Here is a 22,918-nt window from a genome sequence, read left to right on the forward strand (position 1 = left end):
CGGCTGTTCCCGAGCCTAGAGGTGTGGCAGTCCGGGCGCCGCCATCCGGTGTGGTGCGGCGGCCGCGATTCAGCGCCAGAGACTGTGGCAGGGTAGCCGGCGCAGGCCCGGCCTGATCTTGCTGTCCACGGTGACGGTGAGACCGGTATAGGCCGCGGCGGAGGTGAATTCCCAGGCCTCGGTATGGGTTGCCGCGTATTCCAGAACGAGGTCGTTGCCCGGTACGCCGTCGAAGTAGACGGTCACCCGGCGGGTGAGAGCTTCGCGGGCGGTGTCGTCGCGGTCGGCCGTGGCCGGTGTCGTGGCGTTCAAGATCCGCGTCTCCTTCCGGCCGGCGTCAGCATTGGCGCCGGTTATCTGTAACGGTAGGTCCGCACCATCGGTGAGAACATGTTCCGGAACTGGCTCTGGGGAATTCACAGCACCCGGGAGAGGGGTGTCGGTGCGATTCACACCGCCTGCCCGGAACCCGGAGCGGCCGGTCCTGGTAGCCCTGGGCGAATGTCGTTCACGCCACGGGTGTTTCGTTTGGTCTCCGGCGGCGCTCCCATGCGAAACTCGAATAATGGGCGCTTCTGGGATGCGATCGGCTATGGACACGAATGTCTCGACCGGACCGGGCTCCACGGCACGGGCGGCGGTCGAGGGTGGACCGACGGTGTTGCGGATGGTGCTCGGCGGCCGGCTGCGGCGGTTGCGCGAGGCGAGCGGGCTGTCCCGGGAGCAGGCGGGCGACCATATCCGGGGCTCGGATTCCAAGATCAGCCGACTCGAGCTCGGCCGCACCAGTATCCGTGAGCGCGATCTGATCGATCTGCTCCAGTTGTACGGCGTCACCGACGGTGAGGAGCTCGATGCCTTCCAGGAGCTCGCCCGGCAGGCCAACACCTCGGGCTGGTGGCACCGGGACAACGACTGGCTGCCCAAATGGTTCGATATGTACCTCGGCCTGGAGCAGGCGGCGCAGGTCATCCGCTGTTACGAGCCCCGCACCGTTCCGGAGCTGCTGCAGACCCCGGACTACGCGCGGGCCCTGCTCACGCTCGCGCATCCGACGCAGTCGGAAGACGCGATCGAACGCCGGGTGGCACTGCGGATGCGGCGCCAGCACATCCTGAGCCGGGCCCATCCTCCGCATCTGTGGCTGATCGTGGAGGAGGCGGCGCTGACCCGCCGTATCGGCGGATCCCGGGTCTGGGCCGCGCAGCTCGACCAGCTGCTCGCCGCGGCCCGTCAGCCGCATATCACGGTGCAGGTACTGGCCGATCATGTCGGCGGCCCGGCCCTGGCCGACGGCGCCTTCACCTATCTGCGCTTCGCCGAGGCGGACCTCCCGGATATCGTCTACCTGCAGCAACTCACCGGTGCGCTCTATCTGGACAAACAAGCCGATCTGGATGCGTATCGGGCAGTCGCGAATCAGTTGTCGGTGCATGCCGCGCCGCCGGAGTACACCCCGGGTCTGCTGTCGGCACTACGTCGGCGTCAGCCTCGTATTCTGGACCAGCCCGCGCCGCGCGAATCCGGCCGCACTCTCTGAACTCCGGATGGCCGTCCGGTGGCGCGCGACCGCAGTTCACCGGTGCTGTGTCACCGTCTCGTTATCGTCTTGTGATCGACCCCAATCCGTTGCCGGGCGCCTGATGAACTGTCCGGACTAACGGCTGATCACCCCCTCGCCCCGGACCGCGAGGTTACTGTCCGGTAGTTATGGTGGGCAGAAAGTCAGCCGATTCCGGGAGCGCAGGCCTGGAACACGAACTCGTGGCATATTTCCGTGGCTCCGGCCCGGACCGAGGGGCCACGACGGTCGGTGCCGCGGTGCGCCGCTACCTGGCGGAGGTCGCGGAGGATCTCGCGCCGGCGACCGGGGCCGGGTCGTCCGAGGCCACGATGGCCGGACCGGCCGCGGCCCCTCCGCCGGCGGTGGTCGCGGCGGCCGAACGATGGGCGCGCGAAGGAGTGGCGCTGGAGTCGGTTCTCGGCGCCTGCCACGCGGGTGCCCGCGACGGGCTGGAATTCCTGACCGGCAGGATGACCGACGCCGCGGTACGTGTGGACGCCGTCTCGGATGCCGCGCGGCTGCTGGTCCGGGTCGTGGAGGTCGTGACAACCGCCGCGGCGTCCGCCTATCTGGACGAACACCGCGTCGTCGCGCGCGAGCACCAGACCTCGGCGCAGACGATGCTGGCCGCGCTGTTGAGCGGGCACGGGGTCACGGCACTGGCCAAGCGGGCCGGTATCCGCATCGCACCGGCCTATCAAGTGGTCGCCCTGGATATCCCGCCCCATGCCGAGGAACGCGCGGGCGGACCGGCGGCCGTTTCGGCGGCCCGGCGCAAGCTGCGGCGGGTGCAGGCGGCGCTGGGTACTCCGCTGGGATCCCGCTCGCTGTCGCTGCTGCGCACCGACGGCGGCACCGTGCTCATTCCCCTGGAATCGGCGCGGTCGCTCGGTGGTGATCCGGCCGCCGCCGGGATGATGAGCGCGGCGGTCCTGGAACTGATCGCCGAGGCCGCGGAGGTCCCCCCGACGGCCGCGGTCGCCTCCGGATCGACCGAGCAGGTACCGGAATTGGCCGGTCGAGCCCATGAGGCACTCGACAGTCTGCGCGCGGCGGGCCGGCCTCCGGGGCTGTACCGGATCACCGAGAACGCGGGTGTCGAGCGGGACGGCGATCCGGTGGACGCGCTTCCGCTGCGCCGGCTGTCGCGACATCCGGTGACCACCGGCCGCCGGGCCCGGTCCGGGAAACCGGGGGCGGCGTGATGCGCGGCCGCGGCGGACCGGAGTTCCCGCGGACGGCCGCGGCGGTCACGCACGCAAGTCTGTGCTCGCCGGTCGCGAGCGATGAACGGGGCGCGCGTTCGCCCCGGTGTTTCGACGAGGTGTAGTGATGAGATCCCCGGTATCGGTTCTGGCAGTACTGGTCGCGATGGGGGCGGTGATGGCGAGTCCCGTGGGCGCCGCCCCGCCCGGTGATTCCACGCCGGGTCCGGCGCTCGCGGCGCCGGTGGTGGGACGGGAGCAGGAACGCGGCCCGCGGCTGCTGCGGGTGGAAGTGCTCGACGACCACCGGATCCGGCTGCATATCAGGTCGGCCGCCATGGGTCGTGAGATCGCGATCGATACCCTGATCGGCACCGGTCCCGCGCCCCGGCCCACGCTGTACCTGCTCGACGGTGTGGACGGCGGGCCCACCTCCGGCTGGCTGACCGACGGCGGTGCGGCGGAGTTCTTCGCCGACAAACCCGTCGATGTCGTGCTCACCACCGGCGGCACCGCGAGCATGTACGCCGACTGGATCCGGGTGGATGCGGCACTCGGGCTGAACCGGTGGGAAACCTTCCTCACCGAGGAGTTGCCGCCGATCGTCGAGAAGTACTTGGAATCCACCGGTGCCCGTGCCATCGCCGGTGTCTCGATGGGCGCCCAGGCGGCGATGATGCTGACACAGCGCCACCAGGGTTTCTATCGGGGTGTCGCGGGTCTGAGTGGATGCTATTCCACGGCCGATCAACTCGGCCGGGCGGTCACCACGGCGACCGTGGTGTCCCGCGGAGGGAATCCGGAGAATCTGTTCGGCCCGCCCGCCTCACCGGAATGGCTCGCTCACGACAGCCTGCTGGGCGCGGAGGCGTTGCGGGGGACCGAGATCTATCTGTCGGTCGCGAACGGAACCCCCAGCGGTGCCGCGCTCATGTCGATCGGTGACAGCCCCGAGATCCTCGCCGTCCTGCTCGGCGGCGGGTCGTTGCTCGAGCAGGGGGCGCGGCTGTGCACCCGGCGTTTCGCCGATCGGCTGCGGGAATTGAATATTCCGGCGCAGGTCGATTATCTGCCCGAAGGTATGCATGCCTGGCCCGATTTCGAGGTCCAATTACATCGGAGCTGGCCGGCCCTGTCGCGAGCCCTGGGTATTTCGGACCGGCCCTGACAACGTACCGAGTACACCGAATTCGGTATATCGCCGGATTCACGAAACGGTCACCATCCGAAGATTCCCACGACTTCCGGTATCTCGCGCGGAGTGAGGGTCGCGGCGACCGGTATCCCGGCCGCCGCGAAACTGTGCACCGCCCGGGGGAGATGGTTCTCGGAGGTCACGACCACCGCGTCGTGCATGCCCAGCGCATGAATGAGTTGCGCGCTGCGTTCGGCGTTCTGCACGGTATCGGAGGCCGCCGGTTCCTGATGGATCCGATGCGCCGGTAGTCCGTGGCGAATGAGCCAGTCCGCCATCGCGGCGGCTTCGGTGATGCCGTGGCGGGGGTTGCCGCCGGTGACGATCACCGGTGAACCGGGTGCGAGTACTGCCTGCACGTATCCGGCGCGCAGGCGGTCGACCAGTTCGGGTCGCATGCCACCGTCCGGGAGCAGGCCGTAGCCGAGGATCACGATGGCGGTGCCGGGCCCGTGTACACGGGGGCCGGGTAGGAGGTCGGTGAGACCGGTCGCCGGCGGCGCGGGCGCCGCCGTGGCGGCCGTGGACAACCCCGTGGACAGCGCCGCGGCCGCGGCGGCGGTGGTGAGGGTCGCGCGGAGCGGGCGGGACCGGCGACGCAGGCGGTGCCGGCCCCGCCTGCGGGCGGGACCGTGGAGGGAATCGAACATCGTTGCTCCGAACGCCGCGGCCGTTCCGGCCGGATGGATTGGTGATTCCATCGTCCGGGACGCGAGCACGATCGATTCGTTATTCCCTCTGTTACCGGATAATTCACGGAAGGACAAAAGGTAATTCTGTGTCGTCGACGGAAAGTCCGCTTGCGTGTACGGAAAAACTTGGTACCACGCAACGAAACCGGCTGTGAAACAGAACAGTTCGCCGATCGGAGAATTCGTGAGGTATCCGGCCGGCGCCGGCGGCACCGGAAAACCCGGGTACGGGCACGTACCGTGGAAAGCGGCCTCCCCGTGTGAAACCGCTCGTACGGTAGAGGAATCGAACCGCCGGCACGCCCGGGGCGGCCCGGGCGCCGTGGCCGACGGTCACCGAACTGCCGGCCCCGTACCGCGTCCGGGCCGGCAGTTCGGATTCACTGGTCGCGTGTCAGGAAATCGGCCGCCTGGGCGCCGATGAACACACTGGGCGCATGGGTGTGGCCGCGCACCAGTACCGGCATGATCGACGCGTCCGCGACCCGCAATCCCCGGACCCCGCGGACCCGGAGCTGCGGATCGACCACGCTGTCGTCGTCGGAGCCCATCCGGCAGGTTCCGGCCGGGTGGTACAGCGTATGCGCGTACTTGTCGAGGGCGAGGGCCCGGGTCGCGTCGGCGGCGGGACCGCCCGGAGCCTCCGGCGGATAGCAGAGCGGCCCCAGGACTTCCTTCATGGCCCGGGTATCGGCGATCTCGGCGCAGTACTTCAGGCCGGCCATGATCGCGGCCCGGTCGGCCCCGCCGGTATCGGAGAGGTACTTCGGGTCGATGACCGCCTTGTCCGAGGGGTCCTTGGACGCGAGTGTGACCGTGCCACGGCTGTGCGGCCGCAGCAGGACGGTGGCCAGGATGACGCCGTGCGCGGTGGGATCGACGAGACCCTCGTGGTAGAAGGGCGCCGGCGCGTAGACCAGCTCGAGGTCGGGATGGTCCAGCCCGGGATCGCTGCGCAGGAACCCGTAGGCCTCGCCGACGTTGGAGGTGAGCATTCCGCGGTGCCGGAGCAGATAGCTCACCAGCTGGGCGGGTTTCTCCGCGCCGAACAGCGAATCGGAATCGACCTCGAAGCCCAGGCCCGCGACCAGGTGATCCTGCAGATTCGCCCCGACCTCGGGCGCGTGCCGGCGCACCTCGATTCCGTGGCGCCCGAGTTCGTCCCGGTCGCCGATTCCGGACAGCATGAGCAGCTGCGGGCTGTTGATGGCGCCGCCGCACAGGATCACCTCCTTGTTCGCGGTGACCGTGCGCAGTTCTCCGGCGCGCAGATATTCGACCCCGGTGGCCCGGTCGCCGTCGAAGAGCACCCGGGTCGCGGTCGCCTCGGCGCGTACCTCCAGGTTGCGGCGTTTCATCGCCGGACGCAGGTACGCGTCCGCGGTGCTCCAGCGGCGACCGCGGTACTGCGTGACCATGGTCTGGGTGAAGCCCTGCGGTTCCGGCAGGTTCGGTTCCTCGACGGTGAATCCGCGTTCGGCCACCGCCCGCAGATAGGCGGCCGTGGAGGCGCGCGGGCTGCGCTGCCGTGAGATGTGCAGGGGGCCGCCGGTGCCGTGGTCGTCGCCGCCGGGACCTTCCACGTCCTCGATGGCGCGGAACTGCTCGACCGCTTTCTCGTACCCCCATTCGGGTCCCGCGGCGGCGGCCCAGTCCTCGTAGTCGGCACGGAAACCGCGCACCCACATCTGGGCGTTGAGCGATGAGGAGCCGCCGAAGGTCTTGCCCCGTGGCCAATAGATCCGGCGGTCGTCGAGCTGCGGCTGCGGTTCGGTGAGATAGTCCCAGTCGTAGGGCGTGCGGAAGAGTTTGGAGAATCCGGCCGGGATGCGGATGAACTTGTCCTTGTCCGGCGGGCCCGCTTCGAGCAGGACGACGGAACGCCCCGGGTCGGCGCTGAGCCGGCTCGCGAGCAACGCACCCGCCGACCCGGATCCGACGATTACATAGTCCGCACTGACGTCTGTCACCTTCGCACCTTTCGACACTGTGTCGGCCCAACATACGAGAGCGGAGGCGGGAGTGGGGACAGTTGACTGTTTGCCGGTTCCGCGTCGTCCCGGCCGGGTATAACCGGCGCATGAGTTACCCGGTGGATTTCGGGGTGCTGCAGATCGGTGCGATCGTCGCGATCATCATCGGTGGGGCCCTGGTGGTTTCGGCATTGTTCGCACTACGTGGAAAGGGGCCGCGGGCGCTGCTCGCGCGCGGGTCGGGGGGTGTGCTGATCCTGGCCGCCGCGGGCCTGATCCTGTGGATCGCCACCCTCGTTCAAACCTATCTCGGCCTGACGGGGGAGGTTCGGGCGGCGCATGTGGTGGTTTCCCAGGTCTCCGGCGCGGACCATCAGCTCGAGGTGGAATTGACCCTGTTCGACGACGACGGGGGACAGCAGCGCAGCACCCACCGGGTCGAGGGCGATCTCTGGGTGCTCCAGGCCCAGATCGTCGAACTCGAACCGTGGGTGAACGCGCTCGGGTTCCATTCCGGATACAAGGTTTCGCGGCTGTACGGTCAGCGGCTCGACGGTGTGGCGACCGACCAGAACCACATCTTCCTCAACGGCGGTGACCGGGACTTCTTCCAGGATATGAACGAGGACCGCTGGTTCACCTCCCCGTTCGTGCGGTCCGCCTACGGGAACGCGGTGATCTCCACCCCGGGCGAATACGACGTGTTCATCTCCCGCGACGCCATCAAGACGCGGCCGGCGGAGTGATCGGCGCTTCCGGCGCGGCATCCAGTGCCGACCGGCACAGGGCGCCCAGTTCCTCGACCACGGTGTCGAGTGCGGCCGGGCTGCGTTCGGTGCGGGCGACGATCAGCGCGCCCTCCAGCGCGCTCACGATCAGCACCGCGACCGAGGCGGCCCGCTCGGGTCGCGCTCCGTCGGCCGTCAGTTTGCCCGCGATGAGTTCGCGCCAGGTATCGAAGGCGCCGCCGGCGGCGGCGACCGCGTCCGGTTCGTTGCTCAGCGCGGCCGCAGCGATCGGGCAGCCGACGGTGTAGTCGCCGCGGTCGAGTCCGCGGGCCAGGGTGTCGGCCAGGGCGCGCAGTGCGGTGGAGGTCTCGGGGGTGTCGAGAGCGCGACCGAGGCCGGCCGTGATGCGCGCGCTGGCGACCTCGGTCGCCTCGGTGATGAGCTGGGTACGGCCGCGCGGGAAGTGGTGATACACCGATCCGCGGGGTGCGCCGCTGGCGGCGAGTACGTCTGCGAACGATACCGCCGCCACGCCGCGCCGCCGGATGAGAGAGATCGCGCTCGCGATCATCGCCGCCCGGGGACCGTCCGCGTCCTTGGGTCGTGGCATACGTCCCTCCTCTTGCCTCCGATTACTATGTATGTTGTCATACTTAGAACCGATCTGCCGAAACAACGGCACATATTTCCAGGAGGGTTCGTGACCGGAATCGATGCGCCGCCCCATGTGTTCGATACCGCCATCGCCACCGAATACGTGGGCGCCCATCAGCTCGCCGGTCACACCTGCCCGGATTACGCCAATATGGTCGGGCCCTTCGGCGGCGTCACCGCCGCGGCGCTGTTACGGGCGGTCGAGCAGCACCCCGAGCGCCTCGGCGACCCGTTGTCGCTGACCGTGAACTATGCGGGCCCGATCGCCGACGGCCCGTTCGAGATCCTGGCCCGCCCGGTGCGCACCAATCGCACCAACCAGCACTGGCAGCTGGAACTCACCCAGGACGGTGCCGTCGCGACCACCGCGACCGCGGTCTTCGGGCTGCGTCGCGATACCTGGTCGGACCTCGAACTCACCATGCCGTCGGTGCCCGGCCCGGACCGCGCGGTGCCCCAGGAGTTCCCGGAGTTCATCGCGTGGGGCCGCAACTACGACCTCCGGTTCGTCACCGGCGCCGTTCCCGAGGTGGCGCCCGCGGACGACCGGCCCGGACACCCGGATTCGGTCAGCACCCTGTGGCTGCGCGACCGGCCGGCCCGGCCGCTCGACTTCGCCTCGCTGACCGCCATGTCGGACGCCTTCTATCCGCGGGTCTTCCTGCGCCGCGGACAGTACGTACCGGCGGGCACGATCTCGCTCACCATCTACTACCACGCCACCGCCGCGGAACTCGCCGCCCAGGGCAGTGAATACCTGCTGGGCACGGCCCGGGCGAACCGGTTCGGGCACGGGCACTTCGACCAGAACGCCCATCTGTGGGGCCATGACGGCACCCTGCTGGCGACGAGCCACCAGCTCGTCTACTACAAGGGCTGACCGGCCGCGGTCAGCCCGCGGTGGTATCGGTGATCGCGACGATCGGCAGGCGCAGCGCGGCGGGGGCGGAGTCCGGTACCACCGGCGTCACCGGGCGGACCGGGGGGATACGCCGGTAGGGCGTGTCCTGGGACGGCCGCGGGTCCCGCTCGCCCTTGTTGGGCCAGTAGGCGGCGGCCCGCTCGGCCTGCGCGGTGATGGTCAGCGACGGGTTGACGCCGAGATTGGCCGATACCGCCGCCCCGTCCACCACGCTCAGCGTGGGGTAGCCGAACACCCGGTGGTACGCGTCGATCACGCCCGTCTCCCGGTCCGCGCCGATCGCGGCACCGCCCAGGAAATGGGCGGTGAGCGGGATATTGAACACTTCGCCCCAGGTCCCGCCGGCGGTGCCGCCGATCTGTTCGGCCACCCGCCGGGTCGCCTCGTTACCGGCCGGAATCCAGGTGGGGTTCGGTTCACCGTGACCCTGACGGCTGGTGAGTTTCCGGCCGAACAGCCCGCGGGTGGTGTAGGTGGTGATGGAGTTGTCCAGGTGCTGCATTACCAGCGAGATGATGGTCCGTTCGCTCCAGTCGCGGACGCTGAGGAAGCTGATCAGCAGCAGCGGATGGCGCAGGGCGTACCCGAGGAACCGCAGCCAGCGTGGGACGCGGCCGCCACCGTCGACCATCAGCGTCTGCAGCAGCCCCATCGCATTCGACCCCTTGCCGTAACGCACCGGCTCGATATGGGTGTCCGGGGTGGGGTGGATCGAGGAGGTGATCGCGACGCCGCGGGTGAAATCGGTACCGGGGGTGACCTTCTTGGTCGCGGCCCCGACGATCGATTCGGAATTGGTGCGGGTGAGCAGCCCGAGCCGATCGGAGAGTTTCGGCAGGATGCGCCGGTCGCGCATATCGTGCAGCAGTCGCTGGGTGCCCAGGGTGCCCGCCGCGACCACGACCTGGCGGGCGGTGTAGGTGGTCCGCTGTTTGCGCACCCACGCACCGGTCCGCTCGGCCGAGACCACCCAGCTGCCGTCGTTCTGCGGCCGGAGTTCGGTCACCGTCGTCATCGGCACGACCTGCGCACCGGCCTGTTCGGCGAGATACAGGTAGTTCTTGACGAGGGTGTTCTTCGCGCCGAACTTGCAGCCGACCATGCAGTCGCCGCATTCCAGGCACCCGGTACGCGCGGGACCCACCCCACCGAAATAGGGATCGTCCACGGTCTCGCCGGGTTCACCGAAGAACACCCCCACCGGCGTCTGCACGAAGGTGTCGCCGACACCCATATCCTCGGCGACCTTGCGGAAGACCTCGTCCGCCGGGGTCATATGGGGGTTCTGGACGACACCCAGCATGCGGGTGGCCTGGTCGTAGTAGGGGGTGAGCTCGGCGCGCCAATCGGTGATATCGCGCCACTGCGCGTCCCGGAAGAACGGCTCCGGCGGCACGTAGAGCGTATTGGCGTAGTTCAAGGATCCGCCGCCCACTCCCGCGCCGCCGAGGATGAGCACATTGCGCAGCGGGTGGATGCGCTGGATCCCGTAGCAGCCGAGCTTGGGCGCCCAGAGGAATTTCCGCAGATCCCAGCTGGTCTTGGGGAGTTCGTCGTCGGCGTAGCGGCGTCCGGCCTCCAGAACCCCGACGGTGTAGCCCTTCTCCACGAGTCGTAATGCGGTGACACTGCCACCGAACCCCGAACCCACGATGAGCACATCGAAATCCGTCGGCGCCTCGGTCATGGGCCTGCTCCTTGTCCGGGAATGTCATCAGTGACTGGCGGTAACAGTAACACAAGGAACTGGGAGCAATAGTCACTTTTGTTGACAGTGCTCTCCAAATCGGCGAGGCTCGGGAGATGACCACCCCGCGCGCCCGGGCCCGGGCCCAGACCATGGCCGATATCCTGCGCATCGCCCGTGAACATCTTGCGACCGACGGCGCCGCCGCGCTCTCGTTACGCGCCGTGGCCCGCGATCTCGGTGTCGTCTCCTCGGCGGTGTACCGCTATGTCCGCAGCCGCGACGAACTATTGACGCTGCTGGTGATCGAGGGCTACGACACCCTCGGCGATACCGTCGACGCCGCGCTGGCCACCGCACCCGACGACCCCCTCGAGCGGCTGCGGATCACCGCCCGGACCGTGCGTACCTGGGCGCTCGCCGAGCCTGCCTGGTACGGATTGCTGTTCGGCACCCCGGTCCCCGGCTACGCGGCGCCGGCCGACCGTACCGTGACCCCCGGAACCCGGATCATCGTGACGCTGCTCCGGCTCGTCGACCAGGCATACCGTCGCGGACTGCTCACCGGGCAGCAGGCGAACGAGGTCGTCGCCGAACCGCTCGGCGGCGACCTCCGCCGAGTCTGCGAGGAACTCGCCTTGGATCTACCGGACTGGGTGGTGGCCCGGGCTCTCACGGTGTACTGCTCACTGTTCGGCGCGGTGAACGCCGACGTCTTCGATATGTACGGCGCCGAGACCTTCACCCGGCGGGGCCAGGTATTCGAGGTCCATATCGGTGCGTGGGACGCACTGCTCGGCGTCGCCTGACCGGAGTTCCTACTTCTCCGGAACCGCGGGTTGCGCCTCGCCGGTGTCCGGTTCCTCTGCCGTGGTGGCGGCCGGCGCCGCGGCCGCCGCGCGATCGGCGACCTCGGCGTCGATCTGCTCGCTGATATAGCGGACGACCACCGCCACGACGGCCACCACCGGGACCGCGAGGAACGCGCCCGTGATCCCGTAGAGCGTGCCGCCGCCCGTCACCGCCAGCAGCACCACCACGGCATGCAGTTTCATCGTCCGGCTCTGCAGCACCGGTTGCAGCACATTACCCTCGAGCTGCTGGACGGCGATGATGATCACCAGCACGATCAGCGCGGTGGTGAATCCGTTCCCGACCAGGGCCACCAGCACCGCCAGCGCGCCGGCGACGAAGGCGCCGACCATGGGGATGAATCCGCCGAGGAAGGTCAGCGCGGTGAGCACTCCCCACAGCGGAACCCCGAGGATCACCAGGCCGATCCCGATGAAGAACGCGTCGATGAAACTGACCAGCGCCTGGGTCCGGATGAACCCGCCGAGTACGTCCCAGACCCGCACCAGTACTTCCTCGAGGTGACGGCCGCTGCGGCCGCCGAGGAATATATGCATCCACGGGATGAACCGCGGCCCGTCCTTGACGAAGAAGAAGGAGAGCACCAATACCAGGAAGATGGTCACCAGTACCGAGGTGGCGGTACTGACCCCGGTGAAGACGCCGGTGGCGATCTGCTCGGCGCTGGACTGCAGCCGCGACACCACCGCGTCGACGGCCGAATCCAGCTGCTCGTCGCGGATGTTGAGCGGCGGTCCCTGCAGCCAGTGGCGCACGGTGTTGATGCCGGTGGTGGCCTTGTCCGAGAGTTCGGGTACCTGATCCACCACCGACGGCACGATCAGCGCGATACCGCCCGCGAGGATTCCGATGAATCCGACCAGGGTGAGCCCGGAGGCCGCGGCCGGTGGTAATCCCGCCTTCACCAGCAGCCGGGTCGGTGGCCACAGCACCGTGGCGACCACGATGGCGAGCAACACCGGCAGCAGCACCACCCACAACCGCGCGGCCACGAACCCGAGAACCCACGCCCCGGCGGCGATCGCGACGATGCAGACGGCCCATTTCGCGAGCCACAGCACCCCGGAACCCATCACGTCCCCCCGGTCCGGGCGGGAGAGCTCGGTGCCCCGGGTGCTGTCGTCGCGGATTTCTTTCTCCCCGTTCACCCGGTCAGTCTCGCACGCCCCACCGACGCGGGCAGGTCACCGCGCGCCTTCTCGGTCAGCGCGGCACGGTGACCTGGTCGAGGCAACTGGACAGGCCGTCGGTCACCGAGCACCGTGCCGGTGCCCGCGTCGGGCGGTAGTCGCCGGGCACCCCGCTCGCCGCGGTGATCGCGGTGTAGGCCGCCACCGCGTCGGTGGGCCGGCGGGTCAGCGTGGGATCGGTGAGTACGTCGACGGTGTAGAGGCCGAACCGGGGTGTATAGGAACCCCACTCGTAGTTGTCGGTCAGGCTCCAGTAGTTGTAGCCCATGAGGTTCATCCCGTCGGCGGCCGCGCGTTGCAGCCAGTAGACGGTGTCGCGGAGCAGATCGGCGCGCCCGTAACCGTCGGCTCGCGGGCGGCCGTTTTCGGTCGGCATCCCGTTCTCGACGATATAGAGCGGCATACCCGGGTAACGCCGGGCGTAGTGGTCGAGTGCGTAGTAGATCCCTTCCGCCTGCAGCGACAGCGTCCACAATTTGCCCGGATCCGGGAACCGGGCGAGCACGCCCTCCGGGGAGAATCCGTAGTAGTAGTCGATGCCGAGGTAATCGAGTTTCCCCGCGATCCGGCTCAGGAAGGCCGCATTGACGGCATCGTCGGCGGTGGGGATGTAGGCGACGTTGCTGCTGACCATCGCCCCCGGCTGAACGCGGTGGATATGGTCGTAGATCGCGTTGTGTGCCGTGGTCATCCTTTCCTGCACGGCCGGGATGTCCGTCACCCCGATTCCGCCGTGGCGAACCTCGTTCATCAGGTAGGCGGCGGGTTCGTTGAAAGTGATCCACAGCGGGTCGTGCTCCGCGTATCGATCGACCACCGTACGCGCGTTGGTGAGCCAGTCGGCGACCATCTCGTCGCGGCGCCACCCACCCCGGTCGAACTCCCAGCCCGGGTACACCCAGTGATCGAGTGTGAGCATCGGCCGCATCCCGGCCCTCCGGATGGTGGCGATCACGTCGTCGTAGTAGCGCAGACCGCCTTCGTCCCATGTTCCCGGGTGTGGTTGTACCCGTGCCCATTCGATCCCGATCCGGTACACCCCGACCCCCAGCCGGGCGGCGAGTGCGATATCGGAGCGGTAGCGCGAGTAGAAGTCCACCGAGTCGCCGTAGGGATCCTCGGTTTTCCCGGCGGCGATGTAGCGGGTCCAATTGCTGTCCGGCGCCCGGCCCTCGGATTGGAAACCGGACGATGCGACGCCCCACAGGAAATCGGATCCGAGGGGCGCCACCTCGACCGGGGGAGCGGGCCGGGCGCCTGCGGGCACCGCCCCGAGGGCGAGAACCCCGGCGGCGGCCGCGCCGGTGGTGAGGAATCGGCGGCGGTTCACTGGACCCATCGGATCGGTCTCCTGTTCTGGACCGGCCACTCACGCACCCGGTGGCCCCGGGGCGGTATCGCGGCCGGAATCGAATCGGTGCGTTCGCTTCTCGGCCTGCGGTGAGTCTAGGGCGCTTCGGCCGGAATCGGATGAGGACCGAGCCCGCCGGCGCGCAATCAGAATATAGAGCGATACGTTTATATGCGCATCTAACTATGTATTCTCTCGATCCTCGACCGCTGTCACCGAGCGGCGGCCAGTACTGCCGCGAGACCTTGCCGCAGGTCGTCGACGAAGAACTCGGGAACCTCCAGCGACGGGAAATGCCCCCCGGATTCGGGCGACCTCCATCGAACGATCTGCCGGTACCGCTTCTGCGCCCAGGGGCGCGGATACTTCTCGATATCGCGGGGATACATGGTGATCGCCGCCGGGACGTCGACCCGGAGTTCGGGATCCAGCGAGTTGTGACTCTCGTAGTAGATGCGGGCCGACGATGCGCCGGTCCGCGTCAGCCAGTACAGGGTGACGTCGTCGAGAATCCGGTCTCGGGAAATCGTCTCGAAGGGAGAGTTCTCGGTATCCGACCACTCGGCGAATTTGTCGAGGATCCAGGCGAGCAGCCCGACCGGGGAGTCGACGAGCGAGTAGCCGATGGTCTGGGGCCGGGTCGCCTGCTGTTTCGCGTACGCCGCGCGGTGCCGCCAGAATTCACGGGTTTCCTCGGTCCATCTGCGCTCGATCGCGGTCAGCCCATCCGTTGTCGATCCGGGCAGTCCCTCCGCGAAGGTGGTGTGGATACCGAGAACGTGTGCTGGGAACCGGCCGCCGAGGACCGTGGTGATGTTGCCGCCCCAGTCGCCGCCGTGGGCGGCGAACCGGTGATAGCCGAGCCGGCCCATCAGTTCCACCCATGCGGCCGCGATCTTTTCGGTTCCCCATCCGGTGGTGGCCGGCCTGTCGCTGTAGCCGAAGCCCGGCAGTGACGGAATCACGACGTGGAACGCCGGCGCGTCCGCATCGTCCGGTGCGGCGAGTTCGTCCACGATATCGATGAACTCGGCGATGCTGCCCGGCCAGCCGTGCGTCAACAGCAGGGGAGTGGCGTCTGCGCGCGCTGATCGGCGGTGCAGGAAGTGGATCCCCAGATCGTCGATGGTCGTGCGGAACTGGCCGATTCGTTCGAGGCGCTCCTCGAACGACCGCCAGTTGTAATCGGTGCGCCAGTACTCGACCAATTCGATCAGATCGGCGAGCGGAACGCCTTGGTCCCATCGGTGCGGACCGGGCGTGTCGGAAACCGTCTGGGCCTCCGGAAGCCGTGCCGCGGCCAATCGCGCCCGCAGATCCTCGAGATCGGCGTCTGTCGCGCGGGCTTCGAATACGTGCACATCACTGGATGCCGGGTTCATGAGACCTCCTGATCATCGCGGAACCGGTTCGAATTTCTAGAACCGGCTAAGACGGTTCTAACATCCCGGAGGGTGTCCCGCAACCTGCTAAGGTGGTTCCATGCCCGCCCGGTTCCCCGACTTTCGTCTCGGTAGCGTGCTGGCCACCAGCTTCACGGCGACCCTCACCGAGCGGTGTGGCGATCCGGTGGAGCGCATTCCCACTCCGCAGCGACTCGTCGACTGGCTGGCAGTGAACGGCCTGACCGTGGAGTCCTGCACCGCCGACCAGCTCGAACTCGCGTACGAACTGCGCGAATCGATCCACGCGGCCGCGACCGCGGCCGCATTGCGGGACGCTCTCCCCGCCGCCGCGGTCCGGATCATCAATGACCGCAGCATCGAGGGCCGGGCCGCGGCCGTCCTGACGCCCGAGGGCACTCGTCGATGGCAGCTCGGCTCGGCCTCCTCGGTAGAAGATGCGCTGAGCGTGATCGCCGCCGACGCGATCAGCGTCATCGCGGGCGAGCGAGACGGAAAATTGGCCTTGTGCGAATCCCCGACCTGCCGGGCCGCCTTCTTCGACACCAGTCAGAGTCGCACGCGCAAATGGTGCGATATGAACACGTGCGGGAATCGCCAGAAGAAGGCCCGCTTCCATGCCAATCAGCGCAAGCACGGGACAGCCGCAGGGGCGGACGCCGGCTGAATCATCTCGCCGGGCAGTGGGGGCTCTGACAGTACCTGTACCACCAGGGTCTCCTGGATGTCCGAAACGCCTGTCAACGTGGTCGAGTCGGCTCCCGGCCACAGTGAGGAGACCGGGTCGCGCCGGCGCATTCTTCCACGGCAGAAGGAGCCGGAAACCATGGCGGACAACCAATTCACCGCTCACTCGGATCTTTTCGATCTGAGTGGAAAGTACGCCCTTGTCACCGGTGGCACCAGCGGCATCGGGATGATGATCGCGCGCGGCCTCCTGCAGGCGGGCGCCAGCGTCATCATCAGCTCACGCACGGCGGACAGGTGCGCGCGGGCACAGCGTCTACTGTCCGAATTCGGTGACGTTCGAGCAATCCCCGCCGACCTGTCCGGGCACGACGAGTGCCGACGGCTCGCCGACCTTGTCGAGGCCGACACCGAACGCCTGGACATCCTCGTCAACAACGCGGGAGCGATGTGGCGCGAGCCGCTGGAAACGTTCCCGGACGAGGCCTGGGACGCAGTGATCGACCTCAACCTCAAGTCGCCGTTCTGGCTGGTGCAGGCGCTGCTGCCCGCACTTCGCCGGGCGGGCACCGCCGATGACCCCGCGCGGATCATCAACATCGGCAGTATCGCCGCCATCCACGTCGCCGAGGCGCCCAACTACTCCTACGCCAGCAGCAAAGCGGCACTCCATCAACTCACCAGGGTGCTCGCCAGAGAACTGGGCCCACAGCACGTCACGGTGAACGCGGTAGCCCCAGGAGTGTTCCCCTCTCAGATGATGGCATCCGCACTCGATGCCATCGGCGACACGATCGCGGCGGCGGCCCCGCTGCGACGGCTCGGCCGTGCCGACGATATGGCCGGTGTCGCCGTATTTCTCGCCGGCCGGGCCGGATCCTACCTCACCGGCGCCATCATCCCGGTCGACGGCGGCATCGCGACGACCGCAACGGGTACCCCGTAGACGTCGGCGCCTTGCGGACGCCTCCGAGGGCGGATCTCTCACGCGGTCGCCGGGGTACCCGCAGTACCTCCCTCGGCTTGCGCGACGCGCTTACGGTGAGGGAATGGCCACGAGGGATCTGCGCACCGATATCCGGGAGTTTCTCAGCTCGCGTCGCGCCCGCATCGCACCCGAGCAGTCGGGCTTGGCCGCTTACGGCGGCAATCGTCGCGTCGAGGGTCTGCGTCGGGAGGAGGTAGCGCTACTGGCGGGTGTCTCGGTCGACTACTACGTGCGCATGGAACGTGGCAGCCTCGCCGGTGCCTCCGATAGCGTGCTCGGCGCGTTGGCCTCTGCCCTACAACTCGACGAGGCCGAACGCGAGCACCTGTTCCACCTCGCACGCCGATCCGCGGCGCCCAGCGGCCTCCGCCGACGCGGGCCTGCCGTGGCGGTGCGTTCGACACTGCAGCGGGTGCTGGACGCCATCTCCGATGCGCCCGCCCTGATCGGTAACGGACGCTTTGATCTGCTCGCCATGAATCACCTGGCCCGCGCGCTGTATTCACCGGTTCTCGCCGACCGGCGACGGCCGGCGAACACTGCGCGGTTCGTCTATCTGGCTCCCGAGGCGGCCAGAGATTTCTTTGTCGACTACGACCGAATCGCCGGTGACGTGGCCGCGAAGCTCCGCATGGAATCCGGCCGCGATCCGCACGACGAGGAGCTGATCGCCCTGGTCGGTGAACTGTCGACGTGCAGCGAGCTGTTCCGGCAACGCTGGGCGTCTCGGGACGTTCGGCTGCACAGGTCCGGACGCAAGCGTGTGCACCATCCGGTTGTGGGCCGGCTGGACTTGGACGTCGAGTCGATGGACCTGCCTGCCGAACACGGCCTGTACCTCACCGTCTACACCGCCCCCGCGGGTACACCGACCGCTGACAATCTGGCGCTGCTGGCGTCATGGGCGGCCGACCGACAGACGCCGGCGACCGAGCTCGACGCACACAACGGATAGTCCACGCTTCAGCCGTACCAGTCGGGGGACCGGTGAGGAACCTGTCACCAGGCGCATAAGCGCTACGCCCGGGCTGCGGTGGGGGAGCGGCGTCGATCCTGCCTCTCGGTTCGCGGGGACGCGCGATACCGGCGGAATCCGCCCGCGTACCGAAACAGCACCACGATATCCAGTGAAGCACCTGAAATAGACTGATACCTAGATATGCGCATCTAGCAATGAGTAGCCACCCAACAAACCGACGTACCGTGCACCCTCAGCCCAAAAATGACAAGGACTGGAGGGGTCAGCCCGCTTCCGTGTTCGCCTCCGCCATATCGGCGACGCGCCGCACGATATCCGGGTACCGCATCGTATGGGCGCCGCCGTTGAGATCCACCGCCGATCCGGTCATCCAGCCGGCGGCGGCGGAGGTGAGGAAACCGATGGTCTGGGCGATGTCCTCCGGTGTGCCGGCCCGGCCCAGTGGTGTGTTCTCGATGTACTCCTCGACCAGGCCGGGTACGAGGGTCGCACCGTAGGTCAGTGGGGTGTGCACGAAGCCGGGATTGACGGCGTTCACGCGAATGCCGCGCGGCGCGAGCTCCATGGCGGCGACTTCGGTGAGCATGAGGACCCCGGCCTTGGCCGAACAGTAGGCGCTCATCCCGACACCGGGTTGCCGGCCGTTGAGTGAGGCGACCAATACGACCGATCCACCGTCGCGGACCGTCCGGGCGGCCTCCTTGACCGTGAGAAACGCCCCGGTGAGGCAGACGTCGACGGTGGCCTTCCAATCGTCGAGCGAGAGGTCGGCGATGGTCCCCGGCCGGGAGATCCCGGCGCAATCGACGACGGCGCCGATGGCGCCGTGGCGTTCGACGACGCTGTCGAAGAGGTCCCGCATGCTGTCTGCGTCGGTGACGTTCACCGGGTGGGCGGTGGCGGAGGAGCCGAGCTCGGCCGCTCGCGCGGTGGCGGCCGCGCTGTCGACATCGGCGACGGCGACCGTGTCGCCGCGTTCGGCCATGAGCTGGGCGGTGGCCCAGCCGATTCCGGATGCGCCGCCGATGACGACCACTACCTGTTCCTCTGTGCTCACGGCATGCTCTCCTGTGTTTCCGTGGCGCGAATGAGCGCCGCCGGGTGGTGCGGACACATATCCATACAGCTGTCTAGCACCGTCAGGTGCTTTTGGCCAGCATGCAGCGATGGCCACGGCAGAGCTGCGTACGGTGCGCGTCGGTGCGCACGAATTCGAGGTCCGGGTTCAGCCGGGCGACGCGGTGGACGAGGCGGGTGTGGTCCTGCTGCACGGTTTCCCGCGGAGTTCCGCGTTCTGGAACGCGGTCGCGGCCCGGATGACGGGGACCGCGACCGCGGCGCGCCCGGTTTCCTGACCGCCCCAGCGTGTCACAGCATCGCCTCGATGAGGTCGGCCGCGCGCTCGGTTCCACCTTGGTTCCGGGTATCGGCGCGGAGTGCGGCGCAGCGGCGTGCGACCTCGGGGTCGGCGGTGAGTTCGAGGAGTGCGGACCGCAGGGCCGGGGCGGTGGCGTCGGCGGTGTCGATCCGGCGCGCGACTCCGAGGGCTACCAGTTGATCGGCGTTGATGAATTGTTCGGCGCCCTGCGGCACGGCGATCATGGGTACTCCGGTGAGCAGCCCTTCTCCGCTACTGCCCATTCCGGCGTGAGTGACGAACGCGTCGGCTTGTTCGAGGATGGCGATCTGCGGTACCCAGGAGTGGACTTCGACGTTCGCGGGGATGGGGCCGAGTTCCGCGGGGTCGGTGTATTTGCCGATCTGGAGGATGACGTGCCAGCCGGGCAGATCGCCGAAGGCGGCCAGGCACTGCCGGTAGAACTCCGGCTGCCGGGTGTAGGCGGAGCCGAGGGAGACGAGCAGGACCTTGCCGGCGCCCGCGGGACGAGTCCAGGTGCCGCGTTCGGGTCCGGTGCGAAGGCACGGTCCGACGAAGGTGACCGCCCGGTCGTCGACCTGTTCGGCGTGCGGTTGCATCGCGCGGGCGATCAGGGCGAGGGCTCGGGCCGGGCGTCCGGAGAATTCGTCGACATCGGTGGTGGTGGCGCCGGATTCGAGGAGCCAGCGGGCGAAGCGGTCGCGATAGGTGTCGGCGCCGGGGAGCTGCCAGAGCTGAGCGGCGATCTCGTCGTCGTAGTCGGCCCAGGCGACGTAGGTCGGTGAGAGCTGCAGGAGGGGGCGTCGCTGACGCTCGGCGAGGGCGCGGGCGGCGTAGGCGCCGATGTCGTAGAGGTAGAGATCGGCTGGGTCCCGGTCGTAGGCGGCGCTGAGCTGCGGGAACGCTTGGATGGCGTTGTCGAGGAAAAGGCTCATGGCGGCGATGGGGTCGTCCGGCCAGATGTTGTCGTCGGTGGGCAGTGTGGAGGTGCATTCGACGAGTTCGGCGCCGGTCGGGGCGATCGAGCCGGCGACGGAGGGGTCGTTGGCGTAGGTGACCCGGTGACCACGGGTGGTGAGTTCGCGGATGATCTCGAGGCTGGGCAGGATATGGCTGACGGCGGGGACGCCGATCATGGCGATATGCGCGGGGGGATTCGGCACGGAATTCTCTTTCGGGTCTGCGGGCGGACGATCCGAATGCCCGTCATGCCCGATCGGGTCCCGGACGTCGACCGCGACACGCGGTAATTATCAAATCAGCAATTGTGATCCACTTCGGTTACCCGATCCGGAATCCGCGACTCCGGTCGCTACGGCACGTGACCCGGTGAACACCTTCGTGTTCACCGGGTCACGTGGGAGAGTGCGGGGCCGGGGCCCCGCGATCGCGCGGTAAGACTACATCTGGCGCATCTGCTGACGCACCTGGTGCAGCTGCAGTTCCCACTGCATGGCGCGGTCCTGGGCCCGGCTGGACTGCTCCTCGGCCTGCTGGGCGAGGTAGGCGGCCTGGTCGGCCTGGTCCTGGGCAGACTGGCAGCGCTGGCCGGCCTGGTTGGCCTCGCCCTGCGCCTGCTGGGCCTGGCCCTGGGCCCGGTCGGCTTCGGACTGGGCCTGCTGGGCCTGGTTCTGCGCCTGAGTCGCCTGCTGGCGGGCCTGCTGGGCCTGCTGGTTGGCCTGGTTGGCCTGGTTCTGCGCGATCTGCGACTGGTGCTGGACCTGGCGGGCCTGCTGTTGCACCTGCCGGGCCAGGTTCTGCGCCTGCTGGGCGAATTGCCGAGCGCTCTGCGCTTCCTGGCGGATCTCGTCCAGGCCCCGGCGCAACATCTCGAGGCTCTGGACGTCCTGACTGCTGCCGTTGCCGTTACTCGTACGGGTCGCGGCAGTAGCGGTTTCTTGCGCCATCTGAGCATCCTTCCAAAGTTGGTTTGAAACGGACCGACTCATGGAGCGCTCACATCCTCGCACAGTCCGGAGCTCCGCGACCCCTGCCATTTCGTTGAATAATTGCTGGTCGGAGGGTCGCTCGCGGTTATCGGACGCGGGCCCGGTGTGAGGGCGGCCGATGGGTGCACCCTCGGGTCCGGGGTTGCCGGATCGAGACCGCACCGTCATGGAAGCGGGGCCGGTGGCCGGGTCGGCGTCCGCGATCAGAGGCCGAGTTTGGTGACGGCATTGTCCGCGAGGGGATCCGCGGTGCGGATATAGCGATGGACCGTGCGGGGGTTGCTCCACCGGCCCTGGCGCATGATCTCGCGGTCGGCGGCTCCGCCCAGCGCGGCCTGGGTGGCGAATCCGGCGCGCAGGGAGTGGCCGGAGAACAGGGCGGGGTCCAGTCCGGTGCGGGCGGCGTACCGTTTGACGATTTCGGCGACGGCCCGGCCGGACAGGGCGGTGTCGCCGATGCCGCCGTGCCGGTTGATCGCGGGGAGCAGCGGTTGTTCGGGTGTGAGCCGGGAGTCGGGGTGGTAGCTGTGGCAGCGGTGGATATGGGCTTCGGGGCGGGATTCTCGTTCGATCCAGGCGCGGACGGTTCGGGGGTCGCCGGTATGGGCGGCCAGTAGTCGCAGCCAGTCGGCGCACGCGCAGACCGGGCAGGTGTGTGGCTGCCGTCCGCGGGGTAGCGCGACGTGTTGTTCGGTGATGCCGGTGGGGTCGGTTTTGGTGGAGGGCAGGTGGAATAGCAGCAGGGGTTCGCCGGTGGCGTGGTCGGTGCCGAAGTGGATATCGCCGATGCGCAGTCCGGCGAGTTCGCTGCGGCGTAGTGCGCCGGCGAAGCCGAGGAGAAGGAGCACCGTGTCACGGCGCCGGGCGGGTTCGCCCGGCCATCCCGGTTCGGGGAGCGCGGCGAGGAGTTCGCCGAGGGTGTGCAGCAGGACGGGGCGTTTGCGGTGGGGCCGGGCGCGGCGGGTGCGGCGGATGCCGCGGAGGGTGAGGCGGACGACATCGCTGCGGGTGGGCGCGGGGAGTCCGTTGGCGGCATGGACGGCGGCGATGGCGGCGGATTTGCGTTCGAGGGTGGCGGGTCCGTAGGCGTACCGGCCGGTGGGGGTGCGGGCGTCGGCGGCGGCGGCGAGGTAGACGGCGATATCGAGGGGGTCGGCGGGGAGGGCGCGGCGGTGTTCGCCGGCGCACCAGGCGGCCCATGCGGTCCAGTCGGTGCGGTAGGCGCGCAGGGTGTTCGGTGATTGCGAGGCGCTGAGGTAGCGGCCGAGGGCGGTGGCCTGTTCGGTGTCGAATCGTTCGCGCACCGTGCGCAGTGCCGCGGTGTCGACGAGCACGCTGGTGACGCCGCGCCGGAGTTCGGTGCGGACGGTGTCGGGCAGGGCGAGGTCGAATTCTGGTTCGGTCACCGGTGTCGGACTCCCTCGGTAATTGCGTTGCCGATTCGTTTGGTTGGCGCGCGACGTAACGAAACGTATTACGGGCGAACCCACTACGCGCAGC

Annotated in this window: 22 protein-coding genes; 10 read left to right on the plus strand and 12 right to left on the minus strand. The window is 68.4% G+C overall.

From position 1 onward, the window contains the following. Nucleotides 1-69 precede the first annotated feature (69 nt). Entirely contained in the window at nt 70-312 is a 243-nt protein-coding gene (locus ACZ6SF_RS06360) for a hypothetical protein (protein WP_466060918.1), read from the minus strand. A gap of 280 nt (nt 313-592) precedes the next feature. Between ACZ6SF_RS06360 and ACZ6SF_RS06365 the strand changes: the two genes are divergently transcribed. The 3 genes from ACZ6SF_RS06365 to ACZ6SF_RS06375 all read left to right on the plus strand — a co-directional run bounded on the left by ACZ6SF_RS06365 (nt 593) and on the right by ACZ6SF_RS06375 (nt 3,937). Next, nucleotides 593-1,540 (plus strand): helix-turn-helix domain-containing protein, encoded by a 948-nt coding sequence (locus ACZ6SF_RS06365; protein WP_466060919.1) that lies wholly within the window; start codon nt 593-595, stop codon nt 1,538-1,540. A 224-nt stretch (nt 1,541-1,764) separates the two neighbouring features. Continuing rightward, the gene (locus tag ACZ6SF_RS06370) at nt 1,765-2,769 is read left to right on the plus strand and encodes an RsbRD N-terminal domain-containing protein (RefSeq protein WP_466060920.1); all 1,005 of its coding nucleotides are present in this window, start codon (nt 1,765-1,767) and stop codon (nt 2,767-2,769) included. Nucleotides 2,770-2,896: 127 nt separating this feature from the next. After that, nucleotides 2,897-3,937, plus strand: coding sequence for an alpha/beta hydrolase (locus ACZ6SF_RS06375; RefSeq protein WP_466060921.1), 1,041 nt, complete (start codon nt 2,897-2,899; stop codon nt 3,935-3,937). A gap of 50 nt (nt 3,938-3,987) precedes the next feature. Here ACZ6SF_RS06375 and ACZ6SF_RS06380 read toward each other — a convergent pair whose 3' ends face one another. After that, nucleotides 3,988-4,614: a YdcF family protein gene (locus tag ACZ6SF_RS06380; protein ID WP_466060922.1), complete on the minus strand. Its 627-nt coding sequence runs from the start codon at nt 4,612-4,614 to the stop codon at nt 3,988-3,990. A gap of 422 nt (nt 4,615-5,036) precedes the next feature. After that, complete coding sequence (locus tag ACZ6SF_RS06385) at nt 5,037-6,626, minus strand: GMC family oxidoreductase (RefSeq protein ID WP_466060923.1); 1,590 nt, start codon at nt 6,624-6,626, stop codon at nt 5,037-5,039. 110 nt (nt 6,627-6,736) lie between these two features. On the opposite strand from ACZ6SF_RS06385, the gene ACZ6SF_RS06390 reads away from it, so the two are divergent. Continuing rightward, on the plus strand, nt 6,737-7,375 hold the full coding sequence (locus ACZ6SF_RS06390) for a hypothetical protein (RefSeq protein ID WP_466060924.1): 639 nt from the start codon (nt 6,737-6,739) through the stop codon (nt 7,373-7,375). Here the strand turns inward: ACZ6SF_RS06390 and ACZ6SF_RS06395 are convergent. Next, a complete protein-coding gene (locus tag ACZ6SF_RS06395; protein ID WP_466060925.1) occupies nt 7,353-7,967 on the minus strand; it encodes a TetR/AcrR family transcriptional regulator in 615 nt (204 codons plus the stop codon). The genes ACZ6SF_RS06390 and ACZ6SF_RS06395 overlap by 23 nt on opposite strands. A 90-nt stretch (nt 7,968-8,057) precedes the next feature. On the opposite strand from ACZ6SF_RS06395, the gene ACZ6SF_RS06400 reads away from it, so the two are divergent. After that, nucleotides 8,058-8,891: an acyl-CoA thioesterase gene (locus ACZ6SF_RS06400; protein WP_466060926.1), complete on the plus strand. Its 834-nt coding sequence runs from the start codon at nt 8,058-8,060 to the stop codon at nt 8,889-8,891. A gap of 10 nt (nt 8,892-8,901) precedes the next feature. On the opposite strand, the gene ACZ6SF_RS06405 is transcribed toward ACZ6SF_RS06400, so the two are convergent. Next, nucleotides 8,902-10,620, minus strand: coding sequence for a GMC family oxidoreductase N-terminal domain-containing protein (locus ACZ6SF_RS06405; RefSeq protein ID WP_466060927.1), 1,719 nt, complete (start codon nt 10,618-10,620; stop codon nt 8,902-8,904). 116 nt (nt 10,621-10,736) lie between these two features. On the opposite strand from ACZ6SF_RS06405, the gene ACZ6SF_RS06410 reads away from it, so the two are divergent. Next, nucleotides 10,737-11,429 carry a TetR/AcrR family transcriptional regulator gene (locus tag ACZ6SF_RS06410; protein WP_466060928.1) on the plus strand — a complete coding sequence of 231 codons (693 nt, stop codon included), beginning with the start codon at nt 10,737-10,739 and terminating at the stop codon, nt 11,427-11,429. A gap of 9 nt (nt 11,430-11,438) precedes the next feature. On the opposite strand, the gene ACZ6SF_RS06415 is transcribed toward ACZ6SF_RS06410, so the two are convergent. From ACZ6SF_RS06415 to ACZ6SF_RS06425, 3 genes are all read right to left on the minus strand, one after another. After that, nucleotides 11,439-12,566: an AI-2E family transporter gene (locus ACZ6SF_RS06415; RefSeq protein WP_466061360.1), complete on the minus strand. Its 1,128-nt coding sequence runs from the start codon at nt 12,564-12,566 to the stop codon at nt 11,439-11,441. Between the two features lie 130 nt (nt 12,567-12,696). Beyond that, complete coding sequence (locus tag ACZ6SF_RS06420; protein WP_466060929.1) at nt 12,697-14,022, minus strand: family 1 glycosylhydrolase; 1,326 nt, start codon at nt 14,020-14,022, stop codon at nt 12,697-12,699. 224 nt (nt 14,023-14,246) lie between these two features. Beyond that, nucleotides 14,247-15,416, minus strand: a complete 1,170-nt coding sequence (locus ACZ6SF_RS06425) for an epoxide hydrolase family protein (RefSeq protein ID WP_466060930.1) — start codon at nt 15,414-15,416, stop codon at nt 14,247-14,249. A 100-nt stretch (nt 15,417-15,516) separates the two neighbouring features. Here ACZ6SF_RS06425 and ACZ6SF_RS06430 point away from each other — a divergent pair, with 100 nt between their 5' ends. From ACZ6SF_RS06430 to ACZ6SF_RS06440, 3 genes are all read left to right on the plus strand, one after another. Next, a complete protein-coding gene (locus ACZ6SF_RS06430) occupies nt 15,517-16,104 on the plus strand; it encodes a CGNR zinc finger domain-containing protein (protein WP_466060931.1) in 588 nt (195 codons plus the stop codon). 159 nt (nt 16,105-16,263) lie between these two features. Next, nucleotides 16,264-17,070 (plus strand): SDR family oxidoreductase, encoded by an 807-nt coding sequence (locus ACZ6SF_RS06435; RefSeq protein ID WP_466061361.1) that lies wholly within the window; start codon nt 16,264-16,266, stop codon nt 17,068-17,070. Nucleotides 17,071-17,173: 103 nt separating this feature from the next. Beyond that, nucleotides 17,174-18,067: a helix-turn-helix transcriptional regulator gene (locus ACZ6SF_RS06440; RefSeq protein WP_466060932.1), complete on the plus strand. Its 894-nt coding sequence runs from the start codon at nt 17,174-17,176 to the stop codon at nt 18,065-18,067. A gap of 286 nt (nt 18,068-18,353) precedes the next feature. Here the strand turns inward: ACZ6SF_RS06440 and ACZ6SF_RS06445 are convergent, their stop codons facing one another. Beyond that, nucleotides 18,354-19,148, minus strand: a complete 795-nt coding sequence (locus ACZ6SF_RS06445; protein WP_466060933.1) for an SDR family NAD(P)-dependent oxidoreductase — start codon at nt 19,146-19,148, stop codon at nt 18,354-18,356. Between the two features lie 109 nt (nt 19,149-19,257). Between ACZ6SF_RS06445 and ACZ6SF_RS06450 the strand changes: the two genes are divergently transcribed. Beyond that, entirely contained in the window at nt 19,258-19,446 is a 189-nt protein-coding gene (locus ACZ6SF_RS06450) for a hypothetical protein (protein ID WP_466060934.1), read from the plus strand. A 13-nt stretch (nt 19,447-19,459) separates the two neighbouring features. On the opposite strand, the gene ACZ6SF_RS06455 is transcribed toward ACZ6SF_RS06450, so the two are convergent. The 3 genes from ACZ6SF_RS06455 to ACZ6SF_RS06465 form a co-directional block, all read right to left on the minus strand. Then, nucleotides 19,460-20,632 carry a macrolide family glycosyltransferase gene (locus ACZ6SF_RS06455; RefSeq protein ID WP_466060935.1) on the minus strand — a complete coding sequence of 391 codons (1,173 nt, stop codon included), beginning with the start codon at nt 20,630-20,632 and terminating at the stop codon, nt 19,460-19,462. Between the two features lie 237 nt (nt 20,633-20,869). Continuing rightward, nucleotides 20,870-21,376 carry a hypothetical protein gene (locus tag ACZ6SF_RS06460; protein ID WP_466060936.1) on the minus strand — a complete coding sequence of 169 codons (507 nt, stop codon included), beginning with the start codon at nt 21,374-21,376 and terminating at the stop codon, nt 20,870-20,872. A 245-nt stretch (nt 21,377-21,621) separates the two neighbouring features. After that, nucleotides 21,622-22,824, minus strand: coding sequence for a tyrosine-type recombinase/integrase (locus ACZ6SF_RS06465; RefSeq protein ID WP_466060937.1), 1,203 nt, complete (start codon nt 22,822-22,824; stop codon nt 21,622-21,624). Nucleotides 22,825-22,918: the final 94 nt, after the last annotated feature.

Source organism: Nocardia sp. NPDC049935 (assembly GCF_055586645.1).